This is a genomic window from Planctomycetota bacterium (assembly GCA_016872555.1).
Lineage (GTDB): Bacteria > Planctomycetota > Planctomycetia > Pirellulales > UBA1268 > F1-20-MAGs016.
The window spans coordinates 43,661-56,787 of record VGZO01000016.1 but is presented as its reverse complement, the minus strand read 5'-3'; the positions used below and the strand labels follow the sequence as shown (position 1 = coordinate 56,787).

General features: G+C 69.7%; 10 protein-coding genes. 9 read left to right on the top strand and 1 reads right to left on the bottom strand.

The window, feature by feature from the left end; translation table 11 throughout:
• Nucleotides 1-264 precede the first annotated feature (264 nt).
• The 4 genes from FJ309_07510 (at nt 265) to speA (ending at nt 6,932) form a co-directional block, all read left to right on the top strand.
• Nucleotides 265-1,959 carry a DUF1549 domain-containing protein gene (locus FJ309_07510; protein MBM3954446.1) on the top strand — a complete coding sequence of 565 codons (1,695 nt, stop codon included), beginning with the start codon at nt 265-267 and terminating at the stop codon, nt 1,957-1,959.
• Between the two features lie 84 nt (nt 1,960-2,043).
• Entirely contained in the window at nt 2,044-3,291 is a 1,248-nt protein-coding gene (locus tag FJ309_07505; GenBank protein MBM3954445.1) for a DUF1501 domain-containing protein, read from the top strand.
• Complete coding sequence (locus FJ309_07500; protein ID MBM3954444.1) at nt 3,288-4,826, top strand: MATE family efflux transporter; 1,539 nt, start codon at nt 3,288-3,290, stop codon at nt 4,824-4,826. The genes FJ309_07505 and FJ309_07500 overlap by 4 nt, the downstream gene beginning before the upstream one ends.
• Before the next feature lie 120 nt (nt 4,827-4,946).
• A complete protein-coding gene (gene speA / locus FJ309_07495; protein MBM3954443.1) occupies nt 4,947-6,932 on the top strand; it encodes a biosynthetic arginine decarboxylase in 1,986 nt (661 codons plus the stop codon).
• A gap of 16 nt (nt 6,933-6,948) precedes the next feature.
• On the opposite strand, the gene FJ309_07490 is transcribed toward speA, so the two are convergent.
• On the bottom strand, nt 6,949-7,941 hold the full coding sequence (locus FJ309_07490; GenBank protein MBM3954442.1) for a 2-hydroxyacid dehydrogenase: 993 nt from the start codon (nt 7,939-7,941) through the stop codon (nt 6,949-6,951).
• 203 nt (nt 7,942-8,144) lie between these two features.
• On the opposite strand from FJ309_07490, the gene FJ309_07485 reads away from it, so the two are divergent.
• The 5 genes from FJ309_07485 (at nt 8,145) to FJ309_07465 (ending at nt 13,083) form a co-directional block, all read left to right on the top strand.
• On the top strand, nt 8,145-9,197 hold the full coding sequence (locus FJ309_07485; GenBank protein MBM3954441.1) for a TIGR03009 domain-containing protein: 1,053 nt from the start codon (nt 8,145-8,147) through the stop codon (nt 9,195-9,197).
• A gap of 288 nt (nt 9,198-9,485) precedes the next feature.
• Nucleotides 9,486-9,875: a hypothetical protein gene (locus FJ309_07480; protein MBM3954440.1), complete on the top strand. Its 390-nt coding sequence runs from the start codon at nt 9,486-9,488 to the stop codon at nt 9,873-9,875.
• A gap of 331 nt (nt 9,876-10,206) precedes the next feature.
• Nucleotides 10,207-10,815, top strand: coding sequence for a hypothetical protein (locus FJ309_07475; protein ID MBM3954439.1), 609 nt, complete (start codon nt 10,207-10,209; stop codon nt 10,813-10,815).
• A gap of 19 nt (nt 10,816-10,834) precedes the next feature.
• On the top strand, nt 10,835-12,415 hold the full coding sequence (gene pckA / locus FJ309_07470) for a phosphoenolpyruvate carboxykinase (ATP) (GenBank protein MBM3954438.1): 1,581 nt from the start codon (nt 10,835-10,837) through the stop codon (nt 12,413-12,415).
• Nucleotides 12,416-12,507: 92 nt separating this feature from the next.
• A complete protein-coding gene (locus tag FJ309_07465) occupies nt 12,508-13,083 on the top strand; it encodes a glutathione peroxidase (protein ID MBM3954437.1) in 576 nt (191 codons plus the stop codon).
• The last annotated feature ends 44 nt before the right edge of the window (nt 13,084-13,127 follow it).

Below are 13,127 nucleotides of genomic sequence, written 5' to 3'. Positions count from 1 at the left end.
CCGCGAGACAGCGTACGGCGGGGTATCGGCCGGGGAGAGAACGACCGTTTTCTCCTCCCGCGATTGCCCGCCACCTGCCGATTGGATACCCTGGGGAGGTTGAGGGAAGTGTGCGACGGGGCACCGCACCCCATTTCCCGAGGACGCTCCATGCGGTCTTCGACGGCGCTTTTCCCCGGGTTTGTCCGAGCGGTCCACGGTGTCGCTGCAGCCTGTCCGGCGGTCTGCGACGCTGATGGCTTTCCCCGCGCCGGCTGGTGGTGCATGGCCCTCCGCGTCGCAGTGGCCTGGATCGCCCTGACGCTGCTGTCCGGGGCCGCGCTGGCGCGCGAGCCGCACCACGGCATTCCCCAGGTCAAGTTCATCGACGAGTCGATCGCGGCCGGGTGGGCCGATGCCGGGCTCCAACCCGCCGCCCCGGCGACCGACGAAGAGTGGTGCCGGCGGGTGTACCTCGACCTCGTCGGCCGGATTCCTTCGGTGTCGGAGCTCGATGCCTTCCTGGCCGGCTCGTCGGAATCGCGGCGCGTCGACCTGGTCAATCGTCTGCTCGGCGAGGAATCGGTCGATGAATACGCCCGGCACTGGACCGACATCTGGACCACGATCCTGATCGGGCGTGACACCGAAAACGAGCGCGTCAACCGCAGCGGCATGCGGCAATGGCTGCGCCGCGTGCTCGCCAAGAACATGCCCTACGACCGGTTCGTGACCGAGTTGGTGACCGCGACCGGCGTCAACAAATCGGGGCAGAAGGGGTTCAACGGCGCCACCAATTTCCTCTCGGGAAAGCTCGACGAAAACGGCATCCAGGCCACCGCCAAGACGGCGCAGATCTTCCTCGGCCTGCAGGTCCAATGCACGCAGTGCCACAACCATCCGTTCAACAAGGGGAAACAGAACCAGTTCTGGGAGTTGAACGCCTTTTTCCGGCAGACGAAGGCGTTGCGGCAGTTCGCGGGGACCCGCGACATCCAGGCGATGGCGCTTGTGGACGAAGACTTCGCCGGCGAAGGCGCGAACCCCGACCCGGAGGCCGCGGAACTGTTTTTCGAGCTTCGCAACGGGCAGGTGAAAGTGGCTTTCCCGGTGTTCGTCGACGGGACGGCGATCTCCAAGTCGGGTTACCTTCCCGGGAAGATGGAGGATGGAACCGAGTACGGCGTCAACCGGCGCGGCGAGCTGGCCAAGTTGATCGTCACCAGTCCGTTGTTTCCCAAGGCGATCGTCAACCGGATCTGGGGGCATTTCTTCGGGTTCGGGTTCACCCGTCCCGTCGACGATCTCGGCGAGCACAACGCCCCGTCGCATCCGGAGCTCCTCGACGGTCTCGCGGAGCGATTCCGCGAGGGGAGCTTCGACGTCAAGGAGTTGATGCGCTGGATCGTGCTTTCACGCCCCTACTCGCTGTCGAGCCGGACCACGAAAGGCAACTCCAAGGACGATCCGTTCGTCGGCGAACAGCCGAGGTTTTCGCGCTTCTACCTCCGGCAGATGCGCCCCGAGGAGCTCTACCAGTCGCTGCTCACGGCCACCGAGGCTGACCGCGTCGGCGGCGAGGGGGAAGGGGAGTCCACCCGCGGTGAGGCGGCGGCCCGACGGAAGGACGAGTGGCTGTCGCAATTCATCATCGCCTTCGGCACCGACGAAGGCGACGAGGCGACGACCTTCAACGGCTCGATCCCCCAGGTGCTGATGATGTTCAACGGCGACCTCGTCAAGTCGGCGACCGCCGTCGGCCAGGGCGGGTTCCTCGACCGGATCGCCCGGTCCAACGAGCTGAAGAACGCGGCGAAGATCGACCTCCTCTACCGTGCCGCCCTCGCCCGTCGCCCCACGGCGCGAGAGCTCAAAGTCGCCAATCAGATCATGGGCGCCCGCAAGGGCGACGCCGCCGCCGCCCTCCAGGACATCTGGTGGGCGGTGCTCAATTCCAACGAGTTCATCATCAACCACTGAGTGGCCGCCGCTCTTCCGTTTCGTCCGTCGCGAAAGGACCCAGCCATGCCGTTCCCGTTCGCCCGTCACGTGCTCCCCGCGGGGATGAGCCGGCGACACTTCGCCAGCCACGTCGCCGGGGCCGCCGCCCTCGCCGCGCCGGCGACGGCATTCACCAATTCACTGCTCGCCAACGCCTCCGACCTGCAGAAACGGCACAAGGCCGCGATCCTCCTCTGGATGGGCGGCGGCCCGAGCACGATGGACATCTGGGATCTCAAGCCCGGTGCCGCGACCGGGGGGCCGTTTCGACCGATCTCGACGAGTGCCGACGGGGTGCAGATCAGCGAGCACATGCCGCTGATGGCCAAGCAGATGCACCACATGTCGATCGTCCGCTCGATGAGCACGCGCGAGGCCGACCACATGCGCGGTCGGTACTACATGCACACCGCCTACGTGCCCAATCCCAACATCGAGCATCCCAGCTACGGCGCGGTGATCGCGCACGAACTGGCGGCCCAGGTCCCGGAGCTCGAAGTCCCGCCGTTCGTGTCGGTGGGGAGCGGGAGCGTCGGGCCGGGATTCCTCGGGATGACCTGGGCACCGTTCGTCGTCGACACCAACGGCAATGTCCGGAACCTCGACATGGGCATCGATCCGGCACGGATGTCTCAGCGGCTCGAGATGCTCGCGACCATCGAGAAGGGGTTCATCGGCGAGAAACGCGGGACGGCCGCCGAGGACCATGCCAAGGTGCTCGACAAGACCGTCAAGATCCTCAAAAGCCGGCAGATGGATGCCTTCAAGGTCATGCAGGAGCCGAAGGAAGTCCAGGACCGCTACGGTGCCACAGGCTTCGGACGCGGGTGCTTGATGGCCCGTCGCCTCGTCGAACTCGGGGTTCCGTTCGTCGAGGTGGACCTCGGCGGGTGGGACAACCACGCCGACATCTTCCCGACGCTGCAGGATCGGAAGCTCCCGGAACTCGACCAGGCGATGAGTGCCCTGGTGGCCGATCTGGCCGATCGCGGCCTGCTCGAGGACACCGCCGTGATCTGGATGGGTGAGTTCAGCCGGACGCCGTCGATCAACGCCAACGCCGGCCGTGACCACTGGGCACGAAGCTGGAGCGTGGTCGTCGGGGGTGGTGGATTCAAACGCGGCACCGTCGTCGGCGAGACCAGCGCCGACGGCAAGGAGGTCGTGTCGGAGCCGTACACGTCCCAGGACCTGATGGCCAGCGTGCTCAAGGCGTTGGGAGTGTCGCTCGAGACGACCTTCACCGCGAAGAACGGCCGGCCGATGAAGATCGCCAACTCCGGCAAGGTGATCAAGGACTTGTTCGTCTGAGCGAAGGACCCGACCGTGGCGCCGACGGCCGTCGGCCCGCCCCAGCACGGGCCAACTTGCCGCCCGGGGCTGCCGCCGTGGACGCGCGGTCCAGTGGAGAAGCCGTGACCACGCGGCCCCCGGCCGACGGTGCCGGTCCTGTGGGGATCCACCGCACCGCCGGCTCGAACGCGCCGGTGGTCCGGCTCGTCGCGCCTGTGCTTCTCGAGCAGGTCCTCGCCCTTGCCGTCGGCTTCACCGACAAATGGTTGGCCGGCAACCTGCTCGACGGGCCGGAATACCTCGCCGCCGTCGGGCTGGTCGCCTACTGCCTGAGCTTCCTGCCGGGACTGTTCGCGGTCCCGGCGGTGTCGGCGACGGCGCTGGTCGCCCGGTGTGTCGGCGAGGGGGATGCCGTCGGCGCCCGGCGCGCCACCGCGCAGGCACTGCTGGTCGGCGCCGGGATGGCGCTGGTGCTCGTCGTGGTGATGGCGGTGGCGGGACGGCGGCTCGTGGCCCTGCTCGGGCTGCCGGCGGAAAGTTCAACGCTGGCCTGGCAGTACATCGCCATCGTGCTCCCCGCCCTCCCCGCGGTGATGCTGATCACCGTCGGTGTCGCCATCCTCCGCGGGGCCGGCGACATGGTCGGCGGGCTGATGGCGATGTCGCTGGTGAATCTCGTCAACGCGGGCGCCAGCTACGCCCTCGCCAGCGGCGTGGCGGGCCTTCCCCGGCTGGGGTGGGCGGGGCTGGCTTGGGGCACGCTGGCCGGGTATCTCGTCGGTGCCGCGTGTGTCGTCGCCCTGCTCGCCCGGCGGTCCCGCGGCCTCCGGCCCACGGCGGCCGACTGGTGGCCCGATCGCCAGCGGCTCCGCCGGATCGTCGATGTCGGCGTGCCGGCGGGCACCGATGCGGTGGGTAACTCGGTCTGTCACATGTGGTTCCTGTCGATCGTCAACCGGCTGGGCAACGTCGACGCCGCCGCCCACTCCGTCGCGGTCACGATCGAATCGCTGGCCTTTCTTCCCGGAGGCGCGTTCGGCGTCGCGGCGGCGACGCTGTCGGGGCAGTTTCTCGGCGCCCGCCAGCCGCGGCGGGCGCGGAGCACGGTGTGGTTGGCGGCCGTGGCGGGGATGTCGCTGATGGGGGTCGCCGGGGCGCTGTTCCTCGCCGCCGCCGAGCCGCTCTCCGCCTGGTTCGTCGGTGGGGCCGATCGGCAGCCGGACGTCGCCACCCTCACGGCGCGGCTGGTGCGGATCGTGGCCTTCGTGCAGCCGCCGCTGGCGCTGCTGATGGTCTTCTCGGGGGCCCTGCGGGGCGCCGGGCTGACGCGACCACCGTTGGCGGTCAATTTCCTCGGGCTCCTCGCGATCCGACTCCCGCTGGCGGTGTTCCTGGCATGGCCGGCGGTCGTGCTGCCGGGAGCGACGCTCCCGGGGCTGGGGCTCGGCGCCGTGGGGGCGTGGTACGCAATGGCGGCCGATCTCACCGCCCGCGGCCTGGCGATGACCTGGCTCTACGAGCGGCTTCAGCCACGGTCGGCGGATGCCGGCTGAGCACACTGCCGGTCATCGTCGCCCACGCAGCATGGTAGGTCGCTCCCGACACGCTACACTCCCTGAGACGTCCCGCGGCATCCGGAGCTTGTCCGCGGGCGCCTTCACCGGAGCGCCCGAATGGCCGTCGATCTCGACGTGGAACACTGGAGCACCGCCGACGCCAACGACCTCTACGAAGTGGCACGGTGGGGCAACGGTTACTTCTCGGTGGGCGCCAACGGGCACCTGCTCGTCCATCCGGCGAAGGACCCGACCCGGAGCGTCGATCTCAAGGCGCTCGTCGACCGTCTCCAGATCCGGGGCATCGACCTGCCGATCCTCCTCCGGTTCGCCGAGATCCTCGAGCATCGGCTCGGCGAGATCCACGGGGCGTTCGCGGCCGCGATCCGCGAGAGCGGGTTCCGTGGCGACTACTGCTGCGTCTACCCGGTGAAGGTCAACCAGCAGCGGCAGGTGATCGAGGAGGTGCTGCGGTTCGGGAAGCCGTTCCGCTTCGGGCTCGAGGCGGGCAGCAAGCCGGAGTTGCTCGCCGTGATCGCCCTGGCCGACAACGACACGCCGATCATCTGCAACGGCTTCAAGGACGCCGAGTTCATCGAGACGGCGATGCTCGCCCACAAGATCGGGCGTCAGATCATCCCCGTCGTGGAGCGTTTTTCGGAGCTCCACCTGATCCTCGAATACGCGCAGAAACTCGGCGTGCGGCCGCGGATCGGGATGCGGGTCAAGCTCGCCACCCGCGGCGCCGGCCGGTGGCAGTCGTCGGGGGGATTCCGCAGCAAGTTCGGGCTCACCGTGGGGGAGATCCTCAAGGGGCTGGAATTGCTCGCCTCCCACGGCATGGAGGACTGCCTCCAACTGCTCCACTTCCACCAGGGGAGCCAGATCACCAACATCCGTCACATCAAAGCGGCGCTCAACGAGGCCTCGCGCGTCTACACCGAGCTGGTGAAACGCGGCGCCGGCCTCCGCTACCTCGACGTCGGCGGTGGCCTGGGAATCGACTACGACGGCTCGCAGACCAATTTCGAATCGAGCGTCAACTACAGCCTCCAGGAGTACGCCAACGACGTCGTGTACCACGTCCAGAACGCCTGCGACGAGGCGGGGGTGGCCCATCCGACGATCGTCTCCGAGAGCGGCCGCGCCGTGGTGGCCTACCACAGCATGCTGATCTTCGGCGTCCTCGGCGTGTCGGAGCCCGGTTTCGCGGGAGACCGCGTGGCGGGGGACAAGCAGCCGCTTCCGGAGACGTCCACCGACGGCGCGACCCCCGCCGAGGTCGTCGATCCCCCCGCTGATGCCGAGCAGCCGCTCCACGATCTCGCCGAGACGTGCCGCAATCTCAACGTCCGCAATCTGCTCGAGAGCTACCACGACGCCCAGCAGGCCCTCGACACGGCGATGGGCCTGTTCGCCAGCGGCTATCTCCCGCTCGACCAGCGGGCGACCGTCGAGCGGCTCTACTGGCTGATCTGCCGGCGGATCAGCAAGCTCTGCCGGCAGCTGGAATTCGTGCCCGAGGAGCTCGAGGGGCTGCCGTCGACCCTCTCCGATACCTACTTCTGCAATTTCTCGCTGTTCCAGTCGATCCCCGACAGCTGGGCGATCAAGCAGCTGTTTCCAGTGATGCCGATCCACCGGCTCGACGAGAAGCCGACGCGCGAGGCGGTCCTCGGCGACGTGACCTGCGATTCCGACGGCAAGATCGATCAGTTCATCGACCGGCGCGACGTGAAGCGGACCCTCCCACTCCACGTTTGGCAAAACGAGCCGTACTACCTCGGGGCGTTCCTCATCGGTGCGTACCAGGAGATCCTCGGCGACCTCCACAACCTGTTCGGCGACACCAACGCGGTCCACATCAGCACCGACGCGCGCGGCGAGGTCGTCGTCGACGCGGTCATCAAGGGGGACACCGTCCGCGAGGTGCTCGGCTACGTCGAGTTCGACGCCGGGCTGTTGGTCCAACGGCTCCGCGGGGCGATCGAGCACGCCGTCCGGGACGGTTTGATCTGCGACCAGCAGGCCGGCCGCTTCCTCCGCTTCTACGAGGAGGGGCTCGGCGGCTACACCTACCTCGAGGAGCCGTCGCGCTCCTGATCGCGGCAGCCCGGCCTCAGGCGCCGACGAGGGCCTCGAGCGCCTCGCCACGCCCGAGGTGGACGAGGTTACGGACCGTCTGCTCCGCGATCGCCGCCAGCGCTTCCTGCGTGAAAAACGCCTGGTGCGCCGTGACGACGACGTTGGGGAACGTCGGCAGGCGCATGAAGATGTCGTCACCGATGATCTCGTCGCTGTGGTCGAGGAAGAACAGCCCCGCCTCCTCCTCGTAGACGTCGAGGCCGAGGAGACCGATCTGGCCGGTCTTGAGGGCGGCGATCACTGCCCGGGTGTCGACCAGCCCGCCGCGGCTGGTGTTGACGAGCAGGACCCCGCGCTTCGTCGCGGCGATCCGCCGGGCGTCGACGAGGTGGTGCGTGGACCGGGTCAGTGGACAGTGGAGCGTGAGGATGTCGGCTCCGGCGATCACGTGGTCGAGCGGGAGATAGGTCACGCCGCGGGCGGCGAGCCGCGGATCGGCGCCGGGATCGTGGGCGATCACCCGGCAGCCGAAGCCGAGGAGGATCTCGGCGACGCGGGCACCGATCCGCCCCGTGCCCACGATTCCAGCGGTCTTGCCGTGGAGGTCGAACCCGAGCAGTCCCTCGAGCGAGAAGTTGCCGTCCCGGACCCGCGCGTAGGCCTTGTGGAGGCGCCGCACCAGCGTGAGCATCAGGCCGACGGTGTGCTCGGCGACGGCGTGGGGCGAGTATTCCGGCACGCGCACGACCGGCAGGCCGAGCCGCCCGGCGGCCACGAGGTCGACCTGGTTGAATCCGGCGCACCGCAGCGCCACCAGTTTCACGCCGAGATCCGCCAGTCGCCCGAGCGCGGCGGCGTCGAGACGGTCGTTGACGAAGCAGCACACCGCCGCGGCCCCGGCGGCGAGGGGAGTGGAGTGGGCGTCGAGCCGGACGTCGAGCCACCGCCACTCGATCGGCGAGCCGGTGGCGGCGGCCTCCAGCGAGCGGCGGTCGTGGGGTTGGGTTGAGTAGCAGGCGACGATCATCGCGGCTTCCTCGTGGAGTGGGGCGGGCCGGCAGGCCGTCGCGGGCCGCGGGTGCCCTCGGGGGCAGCGGCTGCGGCCCACCGGAGCGCCAAGCCGCGCTGGATCAGGGGCGTTATCGGCACCGGAAGCCCACCGGACCGACGTGGCGAACCGACCTCGCCCCCCGCCCGAACCGATGCTACAGTCCCGCCCCCTCGGGAGCCATGACCGTGCCACGCCTTCCGCTTTCCCACCGTGGACAGAGCGCATCGCCGCGGTCGTCCCTGCCCATCCGGCGGCCGCAGGACCGGCCCGCCGCCGTCTGCAGGGGGCTGGCGTGCGCCATCGTCATGACCGTCGCGGGAGCCGGCGCCCCGGCGCTGGCCCAAGGGCCGGTGCCGCGGCCGGGTGCCGCCCCTGTCAGGCCGCAAGCCGCCACCGCCGCCCCAACGCCGGCACCGGCTCAGGCCGGCCCCGGCGCGGCCGGGACCGCACCGCCCGGCCCGCCGGCGATGGCGCCGGAAGCCGCCGCGGCCCTCGACCGGCTGCTCGTCGCCTGGGAGGCCCGAAACGCCGCCGTACGGACGTGGTCATGCGGCTTCTGGAAATGGGAGTACAACGCCTTCGGGCCGGTCGGTCCCAAAGGTGACCGACTCGCGTTTTCCGAGAGCACCGGCGAGATCAAGTACGCAATGCCCGACAAGGGGCTGTTCCGTGTCAAGGAATCGCGGCAGTGGAATGCCCAGGCGTCGCGCTACGAGGCTCGCAGCGGCGACGTCGGCGAGCACTGGGTGTGCAGTGGCACGAGCATCTATGAGTTCCGTCACACCGAGCGCCAACTCCGCGAGACACGGCTGCCCCCGGAGATGCACGGCAAGGCGATCAGCGAAGGGCCGCTGCCGTTCGTGTTCGGCGCCAAGGCCGATTCGCTCAAGAAGCGCTACCAGATGCGGATCGTCACTCCGCCGGGGGTCGCCGACCAGATCTGGCTGGAAGCGCTGCCGCGCTTCCAGGCCGACGCGGCCAATTTCTCCAAGGTCGAGTTGATCCTCCAGGCCCGCGATCTGATGCCGTTCGCGATCCGGATCTTCAAGCCCGGGGGCCAGGACCACGACGTCTACCAGTTCGATCCGAAAACGAGCCTCGTCGACAAGGGGCTCGACCTGATCCGGGATTTCTCCAAGCCGGTCACCCCGCTGGGCTACACGTTCATCCTCGAGGATGCCGCGGCGCCGCCGCCGCAGACGGCGGGCCAGCCGACCGCGCCGGCCCGCTGAATCGCGCTCCCCTGCGGCCTCCGCGCCCCTCCGACGGCGGCCGTGGCTGGGCGGCTATACTGCCGCTCGGCAGGGGTCTTGCGGGCTCTCGGCCCCGGGCTGTCGTGGAGGAAGTTCATGCCCATCGATCAGTCGCATCCGATCGGACAACTCCTCCAACGGGATCGCCGCTACAAACTCGACGCCTACCTGTTCGTGCTCGAGGCCCTGTCGTTCGCCCAGGAATCGCTCGGCCTCGGCGAGGAACCACCCGCCGAGGAGCTCGAGCCGCCCGGGGACCAGCGGGGCATGGAGCCGGGAGCGGGCGAACGGCAGCCCGTCGAGCGTGGCCGCGGCACGGAGCCGGGAGAGGAACGGGCGCCGGCCTCTGCCGGGCGCCGGCCCCGACAGGCGCGGCGGCGGCGCGGCGGCGAGCGACACCTCACCGGCCAGCAGCTGTGCGAGGCCGCCAGGCTCTACGCCCTGCAGCAATACGGGCTCCTCTCCAGGGTCGTGCTCGGCAGCTGGGGGATCGGCAGCACCGACGATCTCGGCGAGATCGTCTTCAACATGATCGAGATCGGCCAGATGCGCAAGACCCGCCGTGACAAGCGGGAAGACTTCCACGCCGTCTACGATTTCCACGAGGCGTTTTCCCGCGATCCGGTGTTCATCCCTCCGGACGACGACGACGACTGACCGCCGGTCTGCCGGCCGTTGCAGCGCGGGCCGCGGCTCGCGGTCGGGTGCCGTGCCCATCTGCGAGACCGACACCATGGTGTCCGACGGTGCCGAGGCGACGCACGGTGACGGTCCGGGGATCGTGGTCCTGCCGCCGTCCGGTGCCCGGTGGCGCCTGGCGATCGCCGCCGCCGTCGAGGTCCTGTGGCTCGGCGTGCTGGCCTGGCTGGCGATGCGGTAGCCGCCGCCGGTGGCGCCGGCGGAGGTGATTCGGCCGCATCGCCGGCCGATCACTTCTGCCAAGGTTTGCTAGCCTTGCGATCGCAGGTCCCGCTCCCTCGGCCGCGCCATGAACCGATTCCTCGACGCCTTGCCGCTGTGGACCGGGTTGGTGCCGCTTGGGGTCTACCTGCTGCTGGTGGCCGCGGCGCATCTGCGCCGCCGCCCGACCGTCGTCGCCGGCACCTGGGACGCGCTGCTCCTCGCCGGCGCCGTTTCGGGGCTGGTGTTGGTCGGTCCGCTGGCCTTGGTGCTGCCGGCCGCGGGGGGATCGCCGTGGAGCTGGCCGATCCTCCTGCTGGCGCTGGTGCTGGCGGTGGCGCTGGCGGTGCTCGTGCCTCGGCCGCGGCTGGTGGTGTACAACATCACCCCCGAGCAACTGCGGCCGTTGGTGGCGGAGGTGGCATCGGGCTTGGATCCTGCGGTCCGCTGGGCGGGAGATACGGCGGCGCTTCCCAGCCGCGGGCTCCAGGTTCACCTGGAAGGGGATGGAGCGGTTCGCTGCGTGGCGCTGGTCGCGGTCGGCGGGCGGCCGGGTGTCGAGGGGTGGGCCGAGTTCGGCCGCCGCCTGCGGCGCACGGTTCGCCGGTTCCGCGTCCGCCGCAATCCCTGGGGAGTCGTGCCCGCCGGCCTCGGCGTCCTCGTCCTCGTCGTCGCCGCGTGGCTGGCGGTGGGATGAGTCTGGCTGTGGAGGGGTCATGGCGGTCGATCTGTCTCGGCTCGGGATCACCCATGCGGCCGTGATCCGCAACGCGGCGGTGCCGGCGCTGTACGAAGCCGCGATCGCCAACCATGGCGCGACGATCACCGCCTCGGGTGCCCTGGCGGTGAGGTCCGGAGCGCGCACCGGGCGCAGCCCCGCCGACAAACACGTCGTCCGCGATCCCCATTCGGCCGACCAGGTGTGGTGGGGGTCGGTCAACCACCCGATCGACGAGGTGACGTTCCTCGCCCACCGGCAGCGCGCCGCACGGTTTCTCGATTCCGGCAGCGTGGTGTACGTGCAGGACGGCTTCGCCGGCTGGCACCCCGCGACCCGGGTCAAGGTCCGGGTCGTGGCGGCCAATGCGTACCACGCCCTGTTCATGCACACGATGCTGATCCGCCCGACGGCCGAGGAGCTGGCGGGGTTCGGCGAGCCCGATTTCACGATCCTCAACGCCGGTGGCACCGGCGCCGATCCCGCCCTCTCCCCCACGGGCAGCACCACCGCGATCGACATGTCGCTCGAGCGCGGCGAGCTCGTGATCCTCGGCAGCGGCTACGCCGGGGAGATGAAGAAGGGCGTGTTCACGCTGATGCACTGGCGGCTCCCGAAGCACGGCATCCTGTCGATGCACTGTGCGGCCAACACCGGCCTCCGGGGCGACGACGTGGCGCTGTTCTTCGGCCTCTCCGGAACCGGCAAGACGACGCTCTCGGCCGACCCGCGGCGCCGGCTCATCGGCGACGACGAGCACGGCTGGGGGGACGACGGCGTGTTCAACATCGAGGGTGGGTGCTACGCCAAGTGCATCCGCCTGTCCGCCGAACGCGAGCCGGAGATCTTCCGTGCGATCCGCTTCGGTACGGTGCTGGAGAACGTCGTCGTCGACCCGGCGACGCGCCACGTCGACTACGATTCGGCCTCGATCACCGAGAACACCCGCGCGGCCTATCCGATCGAGTTCATCGACAACGCCGCGATCCCCTGCGTCGCCGGTCATCCGCGCAACGTCGTGTTCCTGACCTGCGATGCCTCCGGCGTGCTCCCGCCGGTGAGCCGGCTGTCGCACGCCCAGGCGATGTACCACTTCCTCTCCGGCTACACGGCGCGCGTCGCGGGGACCGAGATGGGAGTCGTCGAACCGCAGGTCGCGTTCTCCGCCTGTTTCTCCGCCGCGTTCCTCGTCCGCGACCCGTCCGCCTACGCCCGCCTGCTGGCCGAGCGCCTCCGCCGCCACGCCGCCCGGGCATGGTTGGTGAACACCGGCTGGACGGGGGGCGCCCATGGCGTCGGCCGACGGATCGACCTCGGCGCGACCCGCGCGATCGTCGACGCGATCCATGCCGGGGCCCTCGACCGCGCGCCGACGGCGCGCGATCCGGTGTTCGGGCTCGAGGCGGTGACGGAGGTTCCCGGGGTGAGCGGCGCGCGGCTCCTCGACCCGCGGCGCGCCTGGGCCGACGCCGATGCCTGGGAGCGGGCGGCCCGGGGCCTCGCCGGGCGGTTCCGCGACAACTTCGCGAGCCTTGCCGCTGCGGCCAGGCCCGACGTGCCCGCCGCCGGGCCCGCGTGAGCCGCAGCCGGCGCGATGCCGCCGGCTATACTTCCTCCTGGCGGCGGCTTTTGCCCGTCGTTGGACCTTTCTCCCGTGGAGGACTGCTCGTCATGGCGTCGCGTTCACTCGTGTTCGGTGGGGTCGGTGCCCTCGCCGTGCTCCTCGCGTTCGGTGGTCCGGCGGCGGTGACGGCCCGCGCCGATTCGCCGCTCAGCGGACAGATGAAGAAAATCGACGGCTCGGCGGTCGACCTCGGCGCCTACAAGGGCAAGGTGGTCCTCGTCGTCAACGTCGCCAGCCGCTGCGGCTACACCGGTCAGTACGCCGGGCTGCAAAAGCTGTACGACGCCTACAAGGACAAGGGGCTGGTGGTCCTCGGCTTTCCCGCCAACGAGTTCGGTGGCCAGGAGCCGGGCAGCGACGCCCAGATCGCCGAGTTCTGCTCGTCGAAATACAACGTCACCTTCGACATGTTCTCGAAGATCGTCGTCAAGGGGCCGGGCAAAGCGGCGCTCTACAAGACGCTCACCGAGTCGGCCAATCCCCCCGGCGAGGTTTCGTGGAACTTCGAGAAGTTCCTCATCGGACGCGATGGCAACGTCGTCGGCCGGTTCAAGTCGGCGGTCGCCCCGGACGACGCCAAGCTCACCGGTGCGATCGAGGCCGAACTGTCCAAGGGCAAGTGAGGCGGCCGCGCGGACAGCCTCTGACGGTGCCTTCCCCCTCCGCC